Origin of the sequence: Variovorax sp. WS11 (assembly GCF_010499245.1) — a bacterium.
Classification (GTDB): Bacteria; Pseudomonadota; Gammaproteobacteria; order Burkholderiales; family Burkholderiaceae_C; genus Variovorax.
Genome location: NZ_JAAGOW010000001.1, coordinates 1,029,965 through 1,052,637, shown reverse-complemented (window position 1 = coordinate 1,052,637; position 22,673 = coordinate 1,029,965). Strand labels below are relative to the sequence as shown.

Sequence of the window (22,673 nt, the reverse complement as noted above, 5' to 3'; positions counted from 1 at the left end):
ACCCTTCAGGCGGACCCGAAGGGCTGTACTTCCTGCCACCAGGCAATCACTTGCTCGACCGATTGCTCGACCGAGAGAGTGGAGTTGTCCAGGAGGCGGGCATCAGGCGCCGGCTTCAAAGGGGCGACGCTGCGGGAGGAGTCCCGGAGGTCGCGCGCTTCCAGATCGGCGCGAAGACTGTCGAGTGTAGTCGAAATACCCTTTGAAATCAATTGCTTATGCCGCCTTTCGGCGCGCTGGGCGGCGCTGGCGGTCAGGTAGACCTTGAGGTCGGCATCGGGGAAGACCACCGTACCCATGTCGCGACCGTCGGCCACCAGGCCGGGCAGGCGGCGGAAGCTCTTCTGCAGCGCCAGCAGCGCCTCGCGAACGGCAGGCAGCGCGGAGACGCGGGAGGCGTCCATTCCGGCCGCCTCGGTGCGGATGGCGTCGCTGACGTCCTCGCCGGCCAGCAGCACCTTGCCGTCGGCGAAGCGCAGTGGCAGCGTGCGTGCGAGCTCGGCGATCCGGGCCTCGTGGACGGCGTCCGCCTCGAGGCCGTTGCGGCGCATCGTCAGCCCGGCGACGCGGTAGAGCGTGCCCGAGTCGAGATAGTGGTAGCCCAGTTGGTACGCCACGGCCACGGCCAGCGTGCCCTTGCCCGAGGCGGTGGGGCCGTCGATGCAGAGCACCGGCACCTCGGCCGCCTCGGCCACCGAGAACAGGGTCTCGAAGTAGTCGGGGAAGGTCTTGGCCACGCAGTCCGGCTCGAGGATGCGCACGGGCAGCCCGGCCGGGTTGAAGGCGGCCAGCGAGAAGCACATTGCCACCCGGTGATCGTCGTAGGTGCGGATGCTCGCGGCACGCCAGTCGGCCGGCCGTAGCGGATGCACGCGGATGAAGTCGGGGCCGTCCTCGACGCTGGCGCCGAGCTTGCGCAGCTCCTTCGCCATCGCGTCGATGCGATCGGTCTCCTTGACGCGCCAGCTCGCGATGTTGCGCAGGAGGCAGGGGCCGTCGGCGTAGAGCGCCATCACCGCCAACGTCATGGCGGCATCGGGAATATGGTTGGCGTCGAGGTCGATCGCCTTGAGCGGCCAGGCGCCGCGCGAGATCGCCAGCCAGTTGGGGCCGCTGTCGACGTGCGCGCCCATCTGCCGCGCCGCGTCGACGAAGCGGATGTCGCCCTGGATCGAATCGGCGCCGACGCCCTCGATGCGGATGCCATCGCCCTCGGCGATCGCACCCAGCGCGATGAAATAGCTGGCCGAGGAGGCATCGGCCTCGACGTGGATGTCGCCCGGCGAGCGGTAGCGGCTGCCGGCCGGGATGACGAAGCGTTCCCAGCCCTCGCGCCGGACTTCGATGCCGAAGCGCGACAGCAGGTTGAGCGTGATCTCGATGTAGGGCTTGGAAATCAGCTCACCGATCACCTCGATGGTGATGTCGCGCTGCCTTGCCGCCAGTGGCAAGGCGAGCAGCAGGGCGGTCAGGAACTGGCTCGAGACATCGCCGCGCACGCGGATTGGCGCGGCCAGCTGGAGCGTGTCGAGCGGCACCGGGTGAATGGCCAGCGGCGGATAACCGGGATTGCCGAGGTAGTCGATGCGGCAGCCCAGCTGCACCAGCGCATCGACCAAATCGCCGATCGGCCGCTCGTGCATGCGCGGTACGCCGGAGAGCTCGAACTCGCCGCCGAGCAGCGCCAGCGCTGCAGTCAGCGGCCGCATCGCGGTGCCTGCGTTGCCCAGGAAGAGCTTGGCGGCGGAAGTGCGCAGCCGGCCATCCAGACCCTCGATGCGCAGCGTGGCGCCTGCGCGCTCGATGCGGCAGCCGAGCGCTGCCAAGGCGTCGAGCATCACCCGCGTGTCGTCCGAGTCCAGGAGGTCGTGCACGGTGGTCGTGCCGCCAGCAAGCGCCGCCAGCAGCAGCACGCGGTTGGAGATGCTCTTGGAGCCCGGCAGGCGCACGGTGCCGGAGGCGCCCGCGAGCGGCGGAAGGTCAAGAAAAGGCGTGGAGAACATGGCTCAGTCGGGCGATACGCCGGCGCCTGGCTGCCATTGGGCGCGCGCGCGGCTCGCTGCGGCGATCGCGTCCTCGAGGGCCTGCGAATCGCCCGTGCCCATCAGGGCTTCGAACTGCGACAGGGCCGCGCGAAAAGCCCGCGATTGCTGCAGCACCTGCTCGCGGTTGGCCAGCAGCACGTCGCGCCACATGGCGGGGTCGGCGGCCGCGATGCGCGTGAAATCGCGGAAGCCGGGGCCGGCCAGTTCCAGGAAGCGCGATCCCTCGGGCTGGGACGTCAACGCGTTGGTGAAAGCGAAGGCGAGCAGGTGAGGCAGGTGGCTCACGGCCGCGAAGGCCTTGTCGTGGGCCTCCGGCGTCATGGTCACCACCTTGGCGCCGATCGCGGACCAGACCTGCGTCGCGCGCTGCACGTTGGAGCGCAGTGTGGCCTTGACGGGCGTCAGCACGACCTGGCGTCCGGCGTAGAGGCCGGCATCGGCATGCTCGACGCCGGCGACTTCCTTGCCGGCGATCGGATGTGCGGGAACGAAGTTGGCGAAGTGGTCGTGCAAGCCGCGCCGCGCGGCCTCCATCACGTCGCCCTTGGTCGAGCCCACGTCCATCACCAGCATCTGCTCGGTGATGCCATGGCGAATCGCCTTGAAGGTGGCCTCGGAGGCGCCCACCGGCACCGCGATCAGCACTAGGTCGGCGCCCGAGACGGCGAGCAAGGCGGAGGGCGCCGTGACGTCGATCACGCCAAGCTGCCGCGCGCGCTCGGTGGTGGAGGGCGACTTGCTGTAGCCGACCACACGCTTGACCAGCTTGGCGCGCTTGAGAGCCAGTGCGAAGGAGCCGCCCATCAGGCCGCAGCCGATCAAGCCGAGCTGTTCGAACATGCGCTGCCTCAGGCGGTGACGGGGTAGGCGCCGATGACCTTGTAGAACGCGCAGAGCTTGCGCAGTTCGGCGAGGGCGGCGGCCACGTTGGGCTGTGAGGGGTGGCCGTCGAGGTCGATGTAGAAGTAGTACTCCCACTGGCCGGTGCGCGCGGGGCGCGACTCGAAGCGCGTCATCGAGACGTCGTTGATCTTCAGCGGCACCAGCAGGTCGTGCACGGCGCCGGGCCGGTTGGGCACGGAGACCACGAGGCTGGTGCAGTCCTTGCCCGAGGCCGGCGGCATGGCCAGGGTCTGGGGCAGGCAGATGACGGCGAAGCGGGTGCGGTTGTACGAATCGTCCTGGATCGCATGCGAGACGATATGCAGCCCGAAACGCGTGGCGGCGCGCTCGCTGGCCAGGGCGGCCCAGGCCGGGTTGCCGGCGGCGAGCCGGGCGCCTTCGGCGTTGCTGGAGACGGCGCGCCGCTCGGCGTGCGGCAGGTGCTTGGACAGCCAGGTCTGGCACTGCGCGAGGGCCTGAGGGTGGGCCAGCACGGCCTCGATGCCCTCGAGCGAATTGACCGTGCGCAGCAGGTGATGGCGCACCAGCAGGCTGACCTCGCCAACCACGTGGGTCGGGGAGTGCAGGAACAGGTCGAGCGAGCGCGTGACCACCCCTTCGGTGGTGTTCTCGACGCCGACCACGCCGTACTGGGCGCTACCGGCTGCCGTGGCATGGAAGACCTCGTCGAAGCTGGCGCAGTAGATCAGGTCGGCGGCACCGCCGAAGTACTCGACGGCGGCCTGCTCGCAGAAGGTGCCCTCGGGGCCGAGCACGGCAACGCGCTGCGGTGACTCGAGCGCCAGGCAGGCGGACATGATCTCGCGCCAGATGGCGGCCACGTGCAGCGACTTGAGCGGGCCGTTGTTGCTCTGCTGCATCTTCTCGATCACCTGGGCGACGCGATCGGGACGGAAGTAGGGCGTGCCCTCGCGCTTCTTGACTTCGCCCACCAGCTCGGCCACGTGGGCACGGCGGTTGAGGAGGTCGAGCAGCTGCTGGTCGAGCGAATCGATCTGCACGCGCAGGTCGGCGAGGCTGGCGGAAGGGTCGGAGGCGGGGGGCTGAGGGGTTGAAGCGGTCATCGGTCGGATCGAACGCAACTCTACGCGTGCGACCGCTCGAATTCTCGCATGTAGCCCACCAGCGCCTGCACACCCTCGAGCGGCATCGCGTTGTAGATGCTGGCCCGCATGCCGCCGACGGACTTGTGGCCCTTGAGCTGCAGCAGGCCGGCCTCGCGGGCGCCTGCGAGGAAGGCCTCGTTGCGGCTCTCGTCCTTGAGGAAGAAGGGGATGTTCATGCGCGAGCGGCAATCGGGCGCGACCCGGTTCTCGTAGAAAGGCGAAGCGTCGATGAAGTCGTACAGCAGCCGCGCCTTGGCGACGTTGCGCTGTTCCATGGCCGCAACGCCGGTCAGCGCGCCCTCGGCCTGTTGCCGCAGCCACTGGAAGGTGAGTCCGGCGATGTAGATGCCCCAGGTCGGCGGCGTGTTGTACATGGACTTGTTGTCCGCCACGATCCGGTAGTTGAAAGCACTGGGGCAGATCTCGAGCGCATGACCCAGCAAATCGTCGCGCACGATCACAAGCGTGAGGCCGGCTGGGCCGAGGTTCTTCTGGGCGCCGCCGAAGGCGAGGCCGACGCGGGTCCAGTCGACCGGGCGCGAGGCCACGTGCGAAGAGAAGTCGATGACGAGCGGGGCCTTGCTGCCCAGCGCGGCCAGATCGGGCAGCTCCTGGAACTCGACACCGTGGATGGTCTCGTTGGAGCACAGGTGCACGTACGAGGCGTCGTCCGAGAGCTGCCAGGTCGAGGGCGCGGGCATCTGCGTGTGCTGGCTGTCGGCGTTGGAGGCTGCGATATGCGACTTGCAGTAGCGCAGCGCCTCTTTCTGGGACTTGGCGCTCCAGCTGCCCGTGATCACGAAGTCGACCTTGCTGCCGCGCGACAGGTTCATCGGGACGATCGCGTTCTCGCCCAGGCCGCCGCCCTGCATGAAGAGGATGTGGAAGTGCTCGGGCACCGCCAGCAGCGCGCGAAAGTCCGCTTCGGCCTGCGCGCAGATCGCGCCGAACTCCTTGCCGCGATGGCTCATCTCCATCACGCTCATGCCGCTGCCTTGCCAGTCCAGCATCTCGGCGGCGGCGCGCTGCAGCACCGCCTCCGGCATCGCAGCCGGACCGGCGGAGAAGTTGTACGGGCGTGGACCCGCGCCCGTCGTCACTTCTTGGCGGGCGCCTTGGGCGCGGACTTGGCCGGCGCTGCGCCTTCGGTCGGGGCACCCAGGGCCTTGGCGACGTTGGCGTCGAGCGTGCGCATCTTGGGCTCGATGCTGGAGCGGGTCTCGGCCACCAGCTTTTCCGTCAGTGCGGTCTGCATCTTCGGGTTGAGCTCCTGGTACTTCTTGCTCAGGGGCGAGTTGATCCAGGCCAGCAGCTGGCGCAGCTCTTCTTCGCTGAAGTTGTCGCGCAGGATCGGGCCCAGGGCGTCCGGTGCCAGCGCCACGGCCTTGTCGCGCACGAGGGGATAGGCGTCGTCGAAGTACTTCTTGAGCTCGGCATCGGCGGCCTTGGCGGCGGCCTCGCGCTTCTCGGCCGGGACCTGCGTCTGCAGGTACTGCGAGCCGGCCTGCGCGATGGGCGCGCTCGACTGCTCGACCAGTCCGCGCGCCAGCGCCTCGATGCCGGGGCGCTGCAGGTCGAGGAACTGCTTGACCATCGCCGCCTTGTCCTGGGCCATGGCCATCGAGCTGCCGGCGAGCGCGACCGCGACGAGCGCGAACTTGAATTTTTTCACTGAGGGTTCTCCGTTGAAGATGATGAGGAAGTGTCGTCGGCGCCGTTGTCGCTCTCTGCATTCGCATCGTTCTCGACGATGCGCTGCAGACCACTGAGCTTGGCTCCTTCGTCGAGTCCGATCAGCGTGACGCCTTGCGTCGCGCGGCCGAGTTCGCGGATTTCGGAGACGCGGGTGCGCACCAGCACGCCTTTGTCGGTGATGAGCATGATCTCGTCGTCGGCGTGCACCAGGGTGGCAGCCACGACCTTGCCGTTGCGCTCACTCTGTTGAATGGCAATCATGCCTTTGGTTCCGCGCCCGTGACGGGTGTACTCGGTAATGCTTGTGCGTTTTCCGTAACCATTTTCGGTGGCGGTGAGCACGCTCTGCTCTTCGTCCTCGGCGACCAGCATGGCGATCACGCCCTGGCCGTCTTCCAGTGTCATACCGCGCACGCCGCGCGCGTTGCGGCCCATGGGGCGCACGTCGTTCTCGTCGAAGCGCACGGCCTTGCCGCCGTCGGAGAACAGCATGACGTCGTGCGCGCCGTCGGTCAGCGCGGCACCGATGAGGTAGTCGCCCGGATCCAGGTCGACCGCGATGATGCCGGCCTTGCGCGGGTTGCTGAACTCGTCGAGCGCGGTCTTCTTGACCGTGCCCATCGAGGTCGCCATGAAGACGTACTGGTTGGCCGGGAAGGTGCGCTTCTCGCCCGTAAGCGGCAGCACGACATTGATCTTCTCGCCCTCTTGCAGCGGGAACATGTTGACGATCGGCCGCCCGCGGGAGCCGCGCGAGCCGGCAGGCACCTCCCACACCTTGAGCCAGTACAGCCGCCCGCGGTTGGAGAAGCACAGGATGTAGTCGTGCGTGTTGGCGATGAAGAGCTGATCGATCCAGTCGTCTTCCTTGGTCGCCGTTGCCTGCTTGCCGCGCCCGCCGCGCTTCTGTGCACGATATTCGCCCAGCGGCTGGCTCTTGATGTAGCCGCTGTGCGAGAGCGTTACCACCATGTCGGTGGGCGTGATCAGGTCTTCCGTCGACAGGTCGAAGGCGCTGTGCTCGACTTGGCTGCGGCGCGCGCCGAGCTTGCTCTGGCCGAACTCCTGCTTGAGGGTGGCGAGCTCGTCGCTGATGATGGTCGATACGCGCTCGGGCTTGGCCAGGATGTCCAGCAGGTCATCGATCTCTGCCATCACTTCCTTGTACTCGGCGACGATCTTGTCTTGCTCGAGGCCGGTCAGGCGCTGCAGGCGCATCTGCAGGATTTCCTGGGCCTGCGTTTCCGAGAGGCGGTAGAGGCCGTCGGCGCCCATGCCGTAGTCGCGCTCGAGCCCGTCGGGACGGTAATCGTCGGCGTTGATGACGCCGCCATCGGCGCGCGTGCGGGTCAGCATCTCGCGTACCAGCTTGCTGTCCCAGCGGCGGGCCATCAGCTCGGCCTTGGCCACCGGGGGCGTGGGCGCATTGCGGATGATGGCGATGAAGTCGTCGATGTTGGCCAGCGCAACGGCCAGGCCCTCGAGCACATGGCCGCGTTCGCGCGCCTTGCGCAGATTGAACACCGTGCGGCGCGTCACCACTTCGCGGCGGTGCTGCAGGAAGACCTCGATCAGGTCCTTGAGGCTGCACAGCTTCGGCTGGCCATCCACCAGCGCCACCATGTTGATGCCGAAGGTGTCCTGCAGTTGGGTCTGCTTGTAGAGGTTGTTGAGCACCACCTCCGGCACTTCGCCGCGCTTGAGCTCGATCACCAGCCGCATGCCCGACTTGTCGGACTCGTCCTGGATGTGGCTGATGCCTTCGATCTTCTTCTCGTGTACCAACTCGGCCATGCGCTCCTGCAGCGTCTTCTTGTTGACCTGGTAGGGCAGCTCGTCGACGATGATCGCCTGGCGTTGGCCGCGGTCGATGTCCTCGAAGTGGCACTTGGCGCGCATCACCACCTTGCCGCGGCCGGTACGGTAGCCGTCCTTGATGCCGTTGATGCCGTAGATGATCCCGGCCGTGGGGAAATCGGGCGCCGGGATGATTTCCATCAGGTCGTCGATGCTGGCGTCCGGGTGGCGCAGCAGGTGCAGGCAGCCGTCGACGACTTCGTTCAGGTTGTGCGGCGGGATGTTGGTCGCCATGCCGACCGCGATGCCACCCGAGCCGTTGACCAGCAAATTCGGTAGCTTGCTGGGCAATACCAGCGGTTCTTTTTCACTGCCGTCGTAATTGGGACCGAAATCGACGGTCTCCTTGTCGATGTCGGCCAGCATTTCATGCGCAATCTTTGCGAGCCGAATTTCCGTGTAGCGCATCGCGGCTGCGTTGTCACCATCGACCGATCCGAAATTGCCCTGGCCGTCCACCAGCATGTGGCGCATCGAGAAGTCCTGCGCCAGTCGCACGATGGTGTCGTAGACCGACTGGTCCCCGTGCGGGTGGTACTTGCCGATGACGTCGCCGACGATACGGGCCGACTTCTTGTACGGCCGGTTCCAGTCGTTGTTGAGCTCGTGCATCGCATACAACACTCGCCGGTGGACCGGCTTGAGGCCGTCCCGAGCGTCGGGGAGGGCGCGTCCCACGATCACGCTCATGGCGTAATCGAGATAGCTGCGGCGCATTTCCTCTTCGAGGCTGATGGGCAGAGTTTCTTTGGCGAACGAGGTCATGGGCAGCGTGCTGACGGCGGAGAACCCGAAATTTTACGCCGCGGAGGGTGTCGCACCGCCGCAACACAAGGCCGGGATTCCGCCTCCGTCCTACGTTTCCGGGGCGCCTCCCGGGCAGTTTGCCAAAGATCCCATGGCACAATCGCCTCAACGTTTTGGGTGGTGGTCACTTAAAGCGTCCTTGATTCGCAGCGCGGCTGCGGCTTTTTCCCCAAGAGGAGAACCATGAAGAAACTGAATAAAGTGGCGATGATGTTTGCAGTCGCTGCGCTCGCCACTGCCGCCGGCGCGCAGACCCGTGTCACCGCCGCGAACGGTGGGCCCGTGATCGACAACTGGCAAAACGGTACCAGCGAATTGGTGTGGAAGAACGGCACGAACGAACTGTGCTGGCGCGATGCGAACTGGACGCCCGCCACCGCTGCCGCCGGTTGCGATGGCGCCCTGGTTCCGCCGCCTCCCCGCCGCTGTGACCCCGCCTGCTCCCGCGCCCGCTGCTCCGCCCCCGCCGGCCGTTGCAGCCTCGAAGGTCACCTTCGCTGCCGACGCCTTCTTCGACTTCGACAAGTCCGTGCTCAAGCCCGAAGGCCGCGCCAAGCTGGACGACCTGGTCTCGAAGATCCGCGACGTGAACCTCGAAGTGATCATCGCCGTCGGTCACACCGACTCGATCGGCACTGACGGTTACAACCAACGCCTGTCGGTCCGCCGCGCCGAAGCCGTCAAGGCCTATCTGGTCTCGAAGGGCATCGAACGCAACCGCGTCTACACCGAGGGCAAGGGCGAGAAGCAGCCCGTCGCTGACAACCGCACCAAGGAAGGCCGCGCCAAGAACCGCCGCGTGGAAATCGAAGTGGTCGGTACCCGCGCCAACCGTTGATTCGCAAGAATCTTCAAAACAAACCCCGCCTCGGCGGGGTTTTTTAATGGGCGAACGCATTGCGGATTCGGGGCAGGCGGCTTGAAGGCAATTCGCGTCGTTTCATAATCCGCATATGACCGAAACCGTGAATGCTGATCCGGCGGAACTCGCCAAATTCTCCGAGCTGGCCCATCGCTGGTGGGATCTGGAAAGCGAATTCCGACCGCTCCACGAAATTAATCCGCTACGGCTGGAGTGGATCGAAAGTATTGCGCCCATCGCGGGGCGCAAGGTGCTGGATGTGGGTTGCGGCGGGGGGATCCTTGCCGATGCGATGGCGCGACGCGGCGGCGACGTGCTCGGCATCGACCTGGCCGACAAGGCGCTCAAGGTCGCCCAACTCCACGCGCTGGAGGCCGCGACGCGCGGCGTAAAGTACCGGGGGATCAGCGCCGAGGCGCTAGCCGCCGAGCAGCCCGAGAGCTTCGACATCGTCACCTGCATGGAGATGCTCGAGCATGTCCCGCAGCCGGCCTCGGTTGTGCAGGCTTGCGCCCGACTGGCCAAGCCGGGTGGCTGGGTTTTCTTTTCTACCATTCACCGCAATCTGAAGTCCTTCCTGCTCGCGATCGTCGGTGCCGAGTACGTGCTGGGCATGTTGCCGCGCGGCACGCACGAGTACCGGAAACTGATCCGGCCGAGCGAACTGGCAGCCCACTGCCGCGCTGCCGGGCTCGATCTGCGCCAGACCCGTGGCCTGCAGCACAACCCCGTCACGCGGCGCTACTGGCTCAGCGACGACACCAGCGTCAACTACATGTTCGCCACGCGCAAACCGGCGCCAGCCCAGTCATGATCCTTGCCGATTCGACCCGAGCCGTCCTGTTCGACCTGGACGGCACGCTGATCGACAGTGCGCCCGATTTGGGCGCCGCAGCCGATCAGATGCGTATTGACCGTGGCCTGGTGTCGCTGCCGATGGAGCGCTACCGCCCCATGGCCGGCTCCGGCGCGCGCGGGATGCTTGGCGTGGCCTTCGGCATCACGCCCGACGCACCGGAATTTGCGCCGCTGCGCGAGGAGTTCTTCCTCAACTACGAGGCGCGGATGATGCGCACACGGGTGTTCGAGGGCGTGGCCGAGCTCGTGGCCGCGCTCTGTGCGCGTGGCTTGCAGTGGGGCGTGGTCACCAACAAGTCGGCCCGCTTCACTGCACCGCTCACGCGGGCAATGCCGCTGTTCGGCACGGCGCGCGCGATCGTCAGCGGCGACACCACCCCTTACGCCAAGCCGCATCCGGAACCGCTGTTCGAGGCAGCGAGGCAACTGGGCGTGCCGCCCGAGCGCTGCATCTACGTGGGCGACGACGAGCGCGACATGGCGGCCGGCCGGGCCGCCGGCATGCGGACCGTCGCTGCGGCCTATGGCTACATGGGCGCCGAGGCCAATGTGACGCTCTGGGAGGCCGACGCCGCAATCTCATCACCCATGGAGCTCTTGCAACTACTGGAAGCGGCCTAAAATAGCTGTTCCTGGGGCTGCACTGGTTTCGACGTGGGTTCGGAATCGCAGCGGGGCATGTCGAGCTGAATGCGCTCGTAAAACAGATTCAAACAAACTAACTGCAAACGACGAACGTTTCGCACTCGCCGCTTAATTGCCGGTGAGCTTTGCAACAGCAGGCCGATGGGCTGGGCAAGGGGGCATGGAGCAATCCGCGCCTCCCGGCTGCAAAGATAATCTACATCGGCTGGCCTCGATCCGGGTACCTTGGGTCGAGGCGAGAACCAAGGGTACTGGCGGCCGGTGTAGCGTGCGACTGCGCGACACCGGTGGCGAGACTCAAAACAGATCGCTAAACATGTAGATCTGCGCGAAGAAGGCTTGCGGACGGGGGTTCAAATCCCCCCAGCTCCACCATTCAACCTGCAAAGGCTTTGTCTTTGCGTTCACGATGTCGCGGTTTGCTCGCAAGCGAGCCGGCATCGCCCGTTGTCTCCGCCCTCCCTTCAAGTACGATGCCGCGCCGGAGCACGGGGCCATCTGAATCGGCCTGTCGACTCAGCGCGCAATTCTGGGAGCCGCACAATGACAATCACCACGCCTTCGACGCTACCGGTCACCTGGGCTGACCTGTGCAGCGCCGCCTTCTGGCGCTCGCTCGCGCCGCAGCTTTGCATCGGCGGTATGCAGTCGGATGCCGAGGCCGCGCCGCGGCAGAGCTATGAACGGCTCACGCAACGGATGTCGAAGGACGGCTATTTCGGCGACAGCGACGAGGAGATCGGGCAACTGGCGCCGCTTGTCGGCGAGGCCGTGAAGCGCTGCGTCGCTGTCGGGCTGCCTGCCGTGTTCGCGTGGATCTACGACGAGCCTTGGGCTTGCTACGCGCGCCTCCGACCCGTGTTCGCGCATTTCCTGGGTGCCGGGTTCAAGCCCTTGCCGGCGTTCTGGGCATGGCATGTCGATCCGAAGAAGGGCGAGACCGGCTGGAAGCCCCACCGGGACAATCGCTACAACTCGCTTGCCGCGGATGGGTCGCCGCTTTCGCTCACATGCTGGATCCCGCTGTCCGACGCGAACCCGCTCAACAGCTGCATGTACATCGTGCCGAAGCACATGGATCCCGGCTACAGCACGCCCGCTGGCACGCCTGAACCGCCGACGCCCGTGTTCGCCGCGCGTGCCCTGCCGGCGAAGCCTGGCGACTACCTGCTCTGGGACCAATGCGTCATGCATTGGGGCGGCCCGACCAGCGAATTCGCCGGGCATCCGCGCATGAGCATGGCACTCGAGTTTCAGCGCGGCGATGTTCGCCCCATCATGCAGCCATTCCAGCGCGGGGAGCATCTCCCGGCCATGCCAGCAGTGCTGGAGCAGAGGCCCTACCCCAGCTTCGACGTCCGCCTGCAACTCGTCGCGCGGCAGATTCTTCAGTACCAGCACATGTATGGCTTGTCGCAGAACCTCGCCGATCTCGCGGCGTATTTGCTGACGGCGCCCACGCGCGACGCCTAGCAGCGCGGCGTCCAAGCCGCCAATTCTGATTCTTTCTTTCGCATTCCTCGCGCGTTGTCGCACGCGGGCTATAGTCCGCTCGCTCGCGCCTGCAGCCGGACGGGATCGGCCTTCCGGCAGGCAACGGAGACACCCGTGGCCGGCGCGCTGGAGGACACCCATGGAATCATCGACGACGCCCGCGACTTCGAATTACTACGATGTCGTTCCGTACGAATCTCATCCCTTTCCACAATCGACGGCTGAGCATCTCGAGGCCCTGGCCTTCCTCTTCGGCCTCGCCGCGCCGCCGCTCAAGCAGGCGCGTGTGCTCGAACTGGGCTGCGCGGCGGGCGGTAACCTGATCCCCATCGCCGCCCGTCATCCGGACGCATCGATGGTGGGCGTGGACCTGTCCTCGGTCCAGATCCGCCAGGGCCAGGCGGCCATCGACAAGGCTCAACTCAAGAACATCGACCTGCGGGCCCTGGACATCACGGGCGTCGACGCTTCTTTCGGCCAGTTCGACTACATCATCTGCCACGGCGTCTACAGCTGGGTGCCGGCGCCGGTGCAAGACGCCATCTTGCGCATCTGCTCACAGAACCTGGCGCCGGAGGGCGTAGCCTACGTGAGCTACAACGTGTACCCGGGCTGGAAGGCCCGCGAGATCGTGCGCGACGCCATGATTCTGCGCGGCGCCCCGCGCGACGAGCCCGGCGAAAAGCTTTCCTACGCCCGCGGCATGCTCGAGTTCCTGGAGCAGTCGGCGCGGCCGGACAGCGTGCTCAAGAAGACGCTGGAAGAGAACATGCCGATCGTGCGCAACTCCGGGGCGTACTACCTCCTGCACGAATTTCTGGAGCCGCACAACGCCCCTTGCTACTTCAAGGAATTTGCTGCGCGCGCCGGCGCCCACGGCCTCACGTACCTGGCGGACGCCGAGCCCTCGACCATGTTCGTGCAGAACTACGGCGAGAAGGTGCGCGATCCGCTGCTGCGCGAATGCGGAGGCAGCCAGATCATGATGGAGCAGTACCTGGACTTCCTGGTGAACAGGACCTTCCGCCAGACGCTGCTGGTCAAGCAGGAGCGGGCTTCGGGCATCCGTTACCGCCTCGACATGGCGCGCATCCGTGCGCTCGAATACGCAGGCGTGTTCTCGGCCGAGGATGGCGAGGTGCTCACGCTCGATGCGCGCGAGCAGGTCTGCCGTGCGATACGCAACCTCAAGGTCACGTTGCGCCTGCCGGTCCACAAAGCGGTCGCCCAGGTGCTCGACGAGCGCTATCCGGCGAGCATGCCGAGCGATGCGCTGATTGCCGCAGTCTCGGCGCGCACCGGCGAGCCGCGCGCCGCGGTCGAGCCGGCGGTGATGGCGATGCTGGAAGAACTGCTGATCCTCGGCGCGGTGCGCATCCGGCGCACGCCGCCGCAGGCCAGCGTCTCGGTGTCGGCCTTCCCGCGGGCGCCGGCCGTGACGCGCAATGCCCCAGGCCTTGCACTGAGCGCGGGACCGACGGCCGTCGCTTGCAACCAGTGGCACGAACTGGTGGGCCTTTCGCTGCTCGAACGCTGCCTGCTGCCCCTTCTCGACGGCAAGCATTCGCACGAGGCCCTGGCCCAGCACCTCGCCGCCGAGGCTCGCGCCGGACGCCTGCGCTTCATCAAGGACGAGAAGCCGCTGACCGACGAAGCGGCGTTGCGCGAATTCACGCAGCAGCAGGTGGCGCTGGCCCTGCGAGACCTTCGTCGAAAGGCGCTGATAGAGGCATGATGCACTCCTTTGCAAAAAGGAGATCGCAGTGAAACAACTCATGTGGACCACGGCGGCGCGCAGCGCGGTCGTGATGGCGCTTGCGCTGGCCGGCGCAGCTCAATTGCATGCGGCCTCACTGGCGCCCGCGGCGGCAGAAAACGGCATGGTGGTGAGCGCCCAGCACCTGGCGACCAAGATCGGCGTGGATGTGCTCAAGCGCGGCGGCAACGCCATCGACTCGGCGGTGGCGGTGGGCTACGCCCTTGCGGTGGTCTATCCGGCGGCCGGCAATTTGGGGGGCGGCGGCTTCATGACCGTGCAGCTGGCCGACGGCCGCAAGACTTTCCTCGATTTCCGCGAGAAGGCCCCGCTGGCCGCAACCGCCAACATGTACCTCGACAAGGAAGGCAATGTCATCAAGGGCCTGAGCACCCACGGCCACTTGGCCGTCGGCGTGCCGGGCACCGTGTCCGGCCTCGAAATGGCGCGCCAGAAATACGGCACCATGCAGCGCGCTGCACTGATCGCGCCGGCGATCACGCTGGCCGAACGCGGCTTCGCGCTGGAGCAGGGCGATGTCGACATGCTCACCACCGCCACCGCCGACTTCAAGAAGGACCCGGCCAGCGGCGCCATCTTCCTCAACAAGGGCGAGCCGTTCGCGGTCGGCCAGAAGTTGGTGCAAAAGGACCTGGCGAAGACGCTCAAGGCCGTCAGCCAGAAGGGCCCCGATGGCTTCTACAAGGGCCCGGTCGGCACCGCCATCGTGAAGTCGAGCCAGGAGGGCAAGGGCATCATCACCCAGGCCGATCTCGACCAGTACACGACACGCGAGCTGGCGCCGGTCGAATGCGACTACCGCGGCTACCACGTGATCTCGGCGCCGCCGCCGAGCTCGGGCGGGGTGGTGGTCTGCGAGATGCTGAACATCCTCGAGGGCTATCCGCTCAAGGACCTGGGCTTCCGCTCGGCCCAGGCGGTGCACTACCAGATCGAGGCCATGCGGCACGCCTACATGGACCGCAACAGCTACCTGGGCGATCCCGACTTCGTGAAGAACCCGCTGGAGCGCCTGCTCGACAAGGGCTATGCAGAGAAGATCCGCGCCGTGATCGATCCGAAGAAGGCCGGCGTCTCCAAGGACATCAAGCCCGGCGTCCCGCCGCACGAGGGCAGCAACACCACGCACTACTCGATCGTCGACCAGTGGGGCAACGCGGTCTCGGTGACCTACACGCTCAACGACTGGTTCGGTGCCAAGGTCACGGCCGCCGGCACCGGCGTGCTGCTCAACAACGAGATGGACGACTTCACCTCGAAGGTGGGCGTGCCCAACCTCTACGGCCTGGTGCAGGGCGAGGCTAACTCCATCGCCCCCGGCAAGCGGCCGCTGTCCTCGATGAGCCCGACCATCCTGACCAAGGACGGCAAGCCCGTGTTCGTGGTCGGCACGCCGGGCGGCAGCCGCATCATCACGGTCGTGCTGCACAGCATCCTCAACGTGGTGGACTACGGCATGAACGTGCAAGAGGCGGTCGATGCGCCGCGCTTCCACCAGCAGTGGCTGCCCGACGTGACCAATGTCGAGACCTTCGCGCTCAGCCCCGACACGCGCAAGATCCTGACCGACATGGGCCACAACCTCGGCGTGCCCCAGCCGGCCAACCACGTCGCGGCGATCATCGTCGGCGCGCCTTCGCTGGGCGGCAAGCCGGTGGGCAAGAACCGCTTCTACGGCGCCAACGACCCGCGGCGCAATACCGGCCTGGCGCTCGGCTATTGATGCGGATCGAGGAGGTCCTCTACACCCAGGGCTTCGGCACCCGGCGCGTCTGCGCCGGGCTGGTGCAGCAGGGCTTCGTTCGGGTGGGCGAGGCCACCGTCGGCGATCCCGGCGAGGAGTTCGAGGTGCAGGGCCTGCGTTTCACGGTCCAGGGCACCGAGTGGGCCTACCACGAGAAGGCCTACCTGATGCTGCACAAGCCGGCCGGCACGGAGTGCTCGCAGAAGCCCTCGACCTATCCGAGCATCTACACGCTGCTGCCCGCGCCTCTGCGCCAGCGGCCCAACAAGGGCGCCGTGCAGGGCGTGCAGGCGATCGGCCGGCTCGACCAGGACACCACGGGCCTGCTCCTGCTGACCGACGACGGCCAGTTCATCCACCGCATGGGCTCGCCGAAGCACCATGTGCCCAAGGTCTACGAGGTGGGCACGAAGCACCCGGTCGACCGGAGCCAGGTCGACCGGCTCCTGGCCGGCGTGGTGCTCGACGACGACCCCAAGCCCGTGCGGGCGGCGGCCTGCGAGGTGGTCGCTGATCTGCACCTGCGGCTGACGCTGACCGAAGGCAAATACCACCAGGTCAAGCGCATGCTCGCTGCCGTGGGCAACCGGGTCGAGACCTTGCATCGCTCCCGCATCGGCCCTTTGGCGCTGCCGGAGGACCTGGCGCCCGGCCAGTGGCGGTGGCTGGAGGCGGAGCAGGTCGAGGCCCTGCGAAACGCGCGCGCCGGTCAGCCAGCGAACAGGGTGGATCGTTAGAATTCGAAGCCTTCTTCCGGAACGTCCCCCTTGCGCTTCAAGCTCTCCATCCCAGGCCGCCTCGCGGCCTTTTTGTTTGCCTGCGTGGCACTGCCTGCGCTGGCCGCCGAGCCGCCCCCGGTCTTCGTGCTCAATTCGCTCGACGCCACGGTGAGCGTGGTCGATCCGGCCGACTGGAGCGAGAAGCAGCGCATTCCGACCGGCAAGGAACCGCACCACCTCTACCTCTCGCCCGACGAGAGCTCGCTGATCGTCGCCAACTCGGCCGGCGACTCGCTGACCTTCCTGAATCCGCGCACGGCCGAGGTCCAGCGCGTGGTCTACGGCATCATCGATCCGTACCACCTGCGCTTCTCGCCCGACATGAAGTGGTTCGTCACGGCCGGCAACCGGCTCAACCACGTCGACATCTACCGCTGGGACGGCAAGGAGCCCAAGCTGGTCAAGCGCATCCCCTCGGGCAAGACGCCGAGCCACATCTGGATCGACGGCAAGAGCACCACAGCCTACGTGACGATGCAGGACAGCGACGAACTGGTTGCCGTCGACCTGGCCACCCAGACCATCCGCTGGCGCACCCCCACGGGGCCGATGCCGGCCGACATCTTCGGCATCCACGACGGCAAGACCTTGCTGGTCGGCCTGACGGGCAGCGACGGCGTGCAGGTCTTCGATGTTGCGGCCGCACAGCCCAAGCCGGTCGGCAAGATCCTGACTGGCAAGGGCGCCCATGCTTTCCGCTCGGCCGGCGACGGCCGCAGCGTCTTCGTCAGCAACCGCGTGGCCAACAGCATCAGCCGCATCGACCTGCAGACCCTGCAGGTCGTCGACACCTACCCGGTGCCCGGCGGGCCCGACTGCATGGACGTCTCGGCCGACGGCAAGACGCTCTACGTGACCTCGCGCTGGGCCAAGAAGCTCAGCGTGGTCGACCTGGTGGCCCACAAGGTGGTGAGGCAGGTGCCCGTCGGCCGTTCGCCGCACGGTGTCTGGACGCTGGACCATGCCCGGCGCTAAGGCTGCGGCCGCTTCCGTCCTGCTCGTCGCTGCGGGCGCCCTGTCCACGGGCGCGATCGCGCAGGGCAGCTGCGCCAAGCCGCTGTACCTGAGCTTCGACACCGGCCACATGGGCGTGGCCCCGCTGGTGGCGGAGGTGCTCAAGCGCCAGGACGTGCGTGTCACCTTCTTCGCCGCGGCCGAGCGCACCCAGACCGGCGGCGACAGCCTGGACAGCCAGTGGGCGCCCTGGTGGAAGGCGAGGGCGGCCGAAGGCCACGAGTTCGCCTCCCACACCTACGACCACGCCTACTGGCGCGGCGACCTCAAGGGCATCGCGCCGCGCTTCCGCATCCAGCCCTCGGCCGGGGCCTTCGCCGGGCGGCAGTTCACGTGGGACGCCGAGCAGTACTGCGCCGACATCGCCAAGGCCTCGGAGCGCCTGCAGCACATCACCGGCAAGAAGCCGCTGCCGCTGTTCCGGGCCCCCGGTGGCAAGACCTCGCCCAAGCTGCTGGCCGCGGCCAAGGCCTGCGGCTATGAGCACGTGGGCTGGTCGCCGGCCGGCTTCCTCGGCGACGAACTGCCGAGCGAGCAGTTCAGCAACGAGAAGCTGCTGCAGCAAGCCCTCGATCGCATCCAGCCGGGCGACATCCTGGTCGCGCACCTGGGCATCTGGTCGCGCAAGGATCCGTGGGCGCCGGCAGTGCTGGAGCCCTTGATCGTCGGGCTCAAGGCCAAGGGCTTCTGCTTCGAGACACTGCGCCAGCATCCGGCGTATCGTGCCTGGATCGCATCGCATTCCTGAATCGCGTGGTGGTGTGCCGATGGACTGGCTGACCGACATCTTTGCCAACGTGCAGCAGTGGCTGTTCGAAGCCGCGGTGCAGCCGCTGGTCTACGCCGTCGGCCTCGGCGGCTGGGTTGAAGACGCCTTCGACGCCACCGGCTGGCTGCTGGTCGGGCTGGTCCAGATCGCGATCCTGGTCGCCCTCATCGGCCCGCTGCAGCGCTGGCGGCCGGTCGAGCCGGTGGTCGACCGGCCGGCCATCCGCATCGACATCCTCTACACCCTGATCCATCGGCTGGGCCTGTTCCGTCTGGCCATGTTCTTCGCGCTCGATCCGCTGTTCGACGAGGCGCTGGGCGCGGTGCGGGGAGCCGGCTGGGGCTCGCTCCACCTCGACCAGCTCTGGCCCGGCGTGACCGACATCCCCTGGATCGCCTTCGCGATCTACTTGGTAGTGCTGGACTTCGTCGAATACCTCATCCACCGCGGGCAGCACCAGTTCAACTGGTGGTGGGCGCTGCATTCGCTGCACCACTCGCAGCGCCAGATGACCATGTGGAGCGACAACCGCAACCACCTGCTCGACGACGTCATCCACGACACGATCATCGTGGTGGTCGCCCAGCTGATCGGCGTGGCGCCGGGGCAGTTCATCGCCATCGTTGCCTTCACCCAGCTCAGCGAGAGCCTGCAGCATGCCAACCTGCGCTGGAGCTTCGGCGCGATCGGCGAGCGGCTCTGGATCAGCCCACGCTTTCACCGCCTGCACCACAGCATCGGTATCGGGCACGAATCGAAGGGCCCCCGTACGCTCGGTGGCCACAACTTCGGGGTGCTGCTGCCGTGGTGGGACATGCTGTTTCGCACCGGCAACTTCGAGGAGCGCTACGACCCGACGGGCATCCGCGACCAGGTCGAACCCGATGCGCAGGGCCGGCTGCGCGAGTACGGGCGCGGCTTCTGGGCGCAGCAGTGGCTGGGGCTGAAGCGCATCGTCGGGCGGGGCTGAATATGGCCCACACGCCCGGTGCCGACTGAGCCCCCGTTCACGCGCTGGCGTTATCCTCGGCCCCCGATGCGTCTCCTCCTCGATTCCTTCTGGCGTTCGGTCGCCTATTGCATGCACCCGCGGGTGATCGTGCTGTCGCTGCTCCCGCTCGGCCTCATGGTGCTGATGGCGGCGCTGTTCGGCTACTTCTACTGGGACGCCACCGTGGCCTGGACGCGCGACGCGCTCGACGCCTGGCCGCTCCTGGCCAGCTTCTGGGCCTGGATCGGCCGCCTGTTCTCCGGCGACGTCACCGCCGTGGTCGCACCGATGGTGGTGGTCATCGCCGCCACGCCGCTGATCGTGGTGGTGTCGCTGCTGGTGGTCTCCGGCCTGATGGCGCCGCCGCTCACGCGCCTGGTGGCCGAGCGGCGCTTCCCGGCGCTGGAACAGAAGAAGGGCGCCTCCTTCCTCGGCAGCGTGTTCCGCTCGCTGGGCCTCACGGTGCTGGCGCTGCTTGCGCTGGTGGTGTCGATGCCCCTGTGGCTGATCCCGCCGCTGGTGCTGGTCCTGCCGCCGCTGATCTGGGGCTGGCTGACCTACCGAGTGATGAGCTTCGACGCCCTGTCCGAGCATGCGAACGCCGAGGAGCGCTCGGCCCTGCTGCGCGCCCACCGCCTGCCGCTGCTCGGCATCGGCGTGCTGTGCGGCTACCTTGGCGCCGCGCCCAGCATTGTCTGGGCCTCGGGGATGCTCTTCGTCGCCGCCTTCCTAGTGCTGGCGCCGCTCGCGATCTGGATCTACACGCTGGTGTTCGCCTTCTCGGCGCTCTGGTTCTCTCACTACTGCCTGGACGCGCTGGCGCAGTTGCGGGCGCAGCGAGCGGCAGCGGCCCTTTCCACCACGACGGCCGAGACGGCGGATGCCCGCGCGGTCGCAACCCAATGGGGAGCCCCATGACACGTTCCATCGGCCTGCTCGTCGTCGGCGACGAGATCCTGTCGGGCAAGCGTACTGACAAGCACATGCCCAAGCTCATCGAGCTGCTCGCCGCCCGCGGCATGCAGCTGGGCTGGGCCGAATACGTCGGCGACGAGCCGACCCGCATCACCGCCGCCCTGGGGCGCGCCTTCGCCTCAGGCGACATTGTGTTCTCCACCGGCGGCATCGGCGCCACGCCCGACGACCACACGCGCCAGTGCGCGGCCGCGGCCCTGGGCGTGCCGCTGGCCCTGCATCCCGAGGCCGAGGTGCTGATCCGCGAGCGCATGCAGGACACGGCGCGCGAGCAGGGCAAGGTCTACGAGCCCGATCACCCGGACAACGTGCATCGGCTGAACATGGGCGTGTTCCCGCTGGGTGCCAAGATCATCCGCAACCCCTACAACAAGATTCCCGGCTTCAGCGTGGCCGATGTGCATTTCGTCCCCGGCTTCCCGGTCATGGCCTGGCCGATGATCGAGTCGGTGCTGGACGAGCGCTACGGCGACCTGTTCGCCCGCGGCCGATCGGTCGAGAAGTCGGTGATCGTCTATGGTGCGATGGAGGCCACGCTCACGCCGCTGATGGAAGCCGTCGAGCGCACGCATCCGGGCATCAAGGTCTTCAGTCTGCCCAGCGTCGACCATGCCGAGCACGGCCGCCACATCGAGCTCGGCGTCAAGGGCGACGCCGAACGCGTCGACGCGGCCTATGCGCAATTGCTCGAAGGCCTGCACGGCTTTGATGCCCGGCTTGGCCCCGAATTGGTGCGATGATTCGAATGGCACCAATTTGGTTACAACTTGCCTGTTTTTGGGGTCCCGGCGGCGGGCTGGATGCCCCTTCGTGCCCCTGACAATGGCACAGAAACTGCATTCCCGATCCCGCTGTATTTCCCACCCCAACCATCCCAAGGAGAAGCCTGATGGCTAAGACCGTCGCCGATGTACTCAAACTCGTCAAGGAAAACGAGGTCAAGTTCGTCGACTTCCGATTCACCGACACCCGCGGCAAGGAACAGCACGTGACCGTGCCGGTCTCGCACTTCGACGAGGGCAAGTTCAACGACGGTCACGCCTTCGACGGCTCGTCGATCGCCGGTTGGAAGGGCATCGAGGCCTCGGACATGCTGCTCATGCCCGACCCGAACACGGCCAACATCGACCCTTTCTTCGAAGAGACGACCCTCATCCTCACCTGCGACGTGGTCGACCCCACCGACGGCAAGCCCTATGAGCGCGACCCGCGTTCGCTGGCCAAGCGCGCCGAGGCCTACATGAAGGCCTCCGGCCTGGGCGACACCGCCTTCTTCGGACCGGAGCCCGAGTTCTTCGTGTTCGACGGCGTGCGCTGGCAGAACGACATGTCCGGCTGCTTCGTCAAGATCGAGTCCGAAGAGGCCTCGTGGAACACCGGCAAGGAATTCGAGCACGGCAACACGGGCCACCGCCCGGCCGTCAAGGGCGGCTACTTCCCGGTCCCGCCGGTCGACAGCTTCCAGGACATGCGCTCCGAAATGTGCTTGGTGCTCGAATCGCTGGGCATTCCGGTCGAGGTGCATCACCACGAAGTGGCGAACGCCGGCCAGATGGAGCTCGGCACCAGGTTCAGCACGCTGATCCAGCGCGCCGACTGGGTCCAGCTGCAGAAGTACGTGATCCACAACGTGGCCCACGCCTACGGCAAGACCGCGACCTTCATGCCCAAGCCCATCGTCGGTGACAACGGCTCCGGCATGCACGTGCACCAGTCGGTCTGGAAGGACGGCAAGAACCTGTTCGCCGGCGACGGCTATGCAGGCCTGAGCGACTTCGCGCTGCACTACATCGGCGGCATCATCAAGCACGCCCGCGCGCTCAACGCCATCACCAACCCCGGCACCAACAGCTACAAGCGCCTGGTCCCCGGCTTCGAAGCCCCGGTGAAGCTGGCCTACTCGGCCAAGAACCGCTCGGCCTCGATCCGCATCCCCTTCGTGGCCAACCCCAAGGGCCGCCGCGTCGAGGCGCGCTTCCCCGATCCGATGATGAACCCCTACCTCGGCTTCGCCGCCATGCTGATGGCCGGCCTGGACGGCGTGGAGAACAAGATCCATCCGGGCGAGGCCGCCAGCAAGGACCTCTACCACCTGCCGCCGGAAGAAGACGCGCTGATCCCGACCGTGTGCCACAGCCTCGACCAGGCGCTCGACTACCTCGACAAGGACCGCTCGTTCCTGACCAAGGGCGGCGTGTTCACCGATGCGTACATCGACGCCTACATCGACCTCAAGATGCAGGAAGTCACGCGCTTCCGCATGGCCACGCATCCGGTCGAATTCGACATGTACTACAGCCTGTAAGGGCTATCGCCCTCACGGGGCGCCTTTCAGTGAAAAAAAGGACGGCT

Annotated in this window: 19 protein-coding genes and 1 other RNA gene; 14 read left to right on the top strand and 6 right to left on the bottom strand. The window is 66.8% G+C overall.

Annotated elements, in window-relative coordinates; genetic code table 11:
• Positions 1 to 5: 5 nt before the first annotated feature.
• The 6 genes from GXN78_RS05390 to gyrA are packed head-to-tail and all read right to left on the bottom strand — an operon-like array spanning position 6 to position 8,371.
• Entirely contained in the window at positions 6 to 2,003 is a 1,998-nt protein-coding gene (locus tag GXN78_RS05390) for a bifunctional 3-phosphoshikimate 1-carboxyvinyltransferase/cytidylate kinase (RefSeq protein ID WP_106555949.1), read from the bottom strand.
• A 3-nt stretch (positions 2,004 to 2,006) separates the two neighbouring features.
• Entirely contained in the window at positions 2,007 to 2,885 is an 879-nt protein-coding gene (locus GXN78_RS05385; protein WP_106555950.1) for a prephenate dehydrogenase/arogenate dehydrogenase family protein, read from the bottom strand.
• Between the two features lie 8 nt (positions 2,886 to 2,893).
• Complete coding sequence (pheA, locus tag GXN78_RS05380) at positions 2,894 to 4,012, bottom strand: prephenate dehydratase (RefSeq protein ID WP_106555951.1); 1,119 nt, start codon at positions 4,010 to 4,012, stop codon at positions 2,894 to 2,896.
• Positions 4,013 to 4,032: 20 nt separating this feature from the next.
• The gene (gene serC, locus GXN78_RS05375; protein WP_106556050.1) at positions 4,033 to 5,100 is read right to left on the bottom strand and encodes a 3-phosphoserine/phosphohydroxythreonine transaminase; all 1,068 of its coding nucleotides are present in this window, start codon (positions 5,098 to 5,100) and stop codon (positions 4,033 to 4,035) included.
• A gap of 50 nt (positions 5,101 to 5,150) precedes the next feature.
• Complete coding sequence (locus GXN78_RS05370; RefSeq protein ID WP_106555952.1) at positions 5,151 to 5,726, bottom strand: DUF2059 domain-containing protein; 576 nt, start codon at positions 5,724 to 5,726, stop codon at positions 5,151 to 5,153.
• Positions 5,723 to 8,371 (bottom strand): DNA gyrase subunit A, encoded by a 2,649-nt coding sequence (gene gyrA / locus GXN78_RS05365; protein ID WP_106555953.1) that lies wholly within the window; start codon positions 8,369 to 8,371, stop codon positions 5,723 to 5,725. The genes GXN78_RS05370 and gyrA overlap by 4 nt, the downstream gene beginning before the upstream one ends.
• Before the next feature lie 397 nt (positions 8,372 to 8,768).
• Here gyrA and ompA point away from each other — a divergent pair, with 397 nt between their 5' ends.
• From ompA to glnA, 14 genes are all read left to right on the top strand, one after another.
• Positions 8,769 to 9,251 carry an outer membrane protein OmpA gene (gene ompA / locus GXN78_RS05360; RefSeq protein ID WP_343231011.1) on the top strand — a complete coding sequence of 161 codons (483 nt, stop codon included), beginning with the start codon at positions 8,769 to 8,771 and terminating at the stop codon, positions 9,249 to 9,251.
• 115 nt (positions 9,252 to 9,366) lie between these two features.
• Positions 9,367 to 10,089, top strand: coding sequence for a bifunctional 2-polyprenyl-6-hydroxyphenol methylase/3-demethylubiquinol 3-O-methyltransferase UbiG (ubiG, locus tag GXN78_RS05355; protein ID WP_106555955.1), 723 nt, complete (start codon positions 9,367 to 9,369; stop codon positions 10,087 to 10,089).
• Positions 10,086 to 10,754 (top strand): HAD-IA family hydrolase, encoded by a 669-nt coding sequence (locus tag GXN78_RS05350; protein ID WP_106555956.1) that lies wholly within the window; start codon positions 10,086 to 10,088, stop codon positions 10,752 to 10,754. Before ubiG ends, GXN78_RS05350 begins: the two co-directional genes overlap by 4 nt.
• A gap of 13 nt (positions 10,755 to 10,767) precedes the next feature.
• Positions 10,768 to 11,153: a transfer-messenger RNA gene (gene ssrA / locus GXN78_RS05345) on the top strand.
• A 168-nt stretch (positions 11,154 to 11,321) separates the two neighbouring features.
• A complete protein-coding gene (locus GXN78_RS05340) occupies positions 11,322 to 12,251 on the top strand; it encodes a phytanoyl-CoA dioxygenase family protein (RefSeq protein WP_106555957.1) in 930 nt (309 codons plus the stop codon).
• A 160-nt stretch (positions 12,252 to 12,411) separates the two neighbouring features.
• Complete coding sequence (locus tag GXN78_RS05335) at positions 12,412 to 14,007, top strand: class I SAM-dependent methyltransferase (RefSeq protein WP_106555958.1); 1,596 nt, start codon at positions 12,412 to 12,414, stop codon at positions 14,005 to 14,007.
• A 73-nt stretch (positions 14,008 to 14,080) separates the two neighbouring features.
• Positions 14,081 to 15,772 (top strand): gamma-glutamyltransferase, encoded by a 1,692-nt coding sequence (ggt, locus tag GXN78_RS05330; protein ID WP_239142797.1) that lies wholly within the window; start codon positions 14,081 to 14,083, stop codon positions 15,770 to 15,772.
• Positions 15,772 to 16,530: a 16S rRNA pseudouridine(516) synthase gene (locus GXN78_RS05325; protein WP_106555960.1), complete on the top strand. Its 759-nt coding sequence runs from the start codon at positions 15,772 to 15,774 to the stop codon at positions 16,528 to 16,530. Before ggt ends, GXN78_RS05325 begins: the two co-directional genes overlap by 1 nt.
• A 72-nt stretch (positions 16,531 to 16,602) precedes the next feature.
• Positions 16,603 to 17,547, top strand: a complete 945-nt coding sequence (locus tag GXN78_RS05320; RefSeq protein WP_239142796.1) for a YncE family protein — start codon at positions 16,603 to 16,605, stop codon at positions 17,545 to 17,547.
• A complete protein-coding gene (locus tag GXN78_RS05315) occupies positions 17,534 to 18,334 on the top strand; it encodes a polysaccharide deacetylase family protein (RefSeq protein WP_106555961.1) in 801 nt (266 codons plus the stop codon). Before GXN78_RS05320 ends, GXN78_RS05315 begins: the two co-directional genes overlap by 14 nt.
• Before the next feature lie 19 nt (positions 18,335 to 18,353).
• On the top strand, positions 18,354 to 19,325 hold the full coding sequence (locus GXN78_RS05310) for a sterol desaturase family protein (RefSeq protein WP_106555962.1): 972 nt from the start codon (positions 18,354 to 18,356) through the stop codon (positions 19,323 to 19,325).
• 66 nt (positions 19,326 to 19,391) lie between these two features.
• On the top strand, positions 19,392 to 20,264 hold the full coding sequence (locus GXN78_RS05305; RefSeq protein ID WP_106555963.1) for an EI24 domain-containing protein: 873 nt from the start codon (positions 19,392 to 19,394) through the stop codon (positions 20,262 to 20,264).
• Positions 20,261 to 21,061, top strand: coding sequence for a molybdopterin-binding protein (locus GXN78_RS05300; RefSeq protein WP_181360518.1), 801 nt, complete (start codon positions 20,261 to 20,263; stop codon positions 21,059 to 21,061). The genes GXN78_RS05305 and GXN78_RS05300 overlap by 4 nt, the downstream gene beginning before the upstream one ends.
• A 149-nt stretch (positions 21,062 to 21,210) precedes the next feature.
• On the top strand, positions 21,211 to 22,626 hold the full coding sequence (gene glnA / locus GXN78_RS05295) for a type I glutamate--ammonia ligase (RefSeq protein WP_106555965.1): 1,416 nt from the start codon (positions 21,211 to 21,213) through the stop codon (positions 22,624 to 22,626).
• Positions 22,627 to 22,673: the final 47 nt, after the last annotated feature.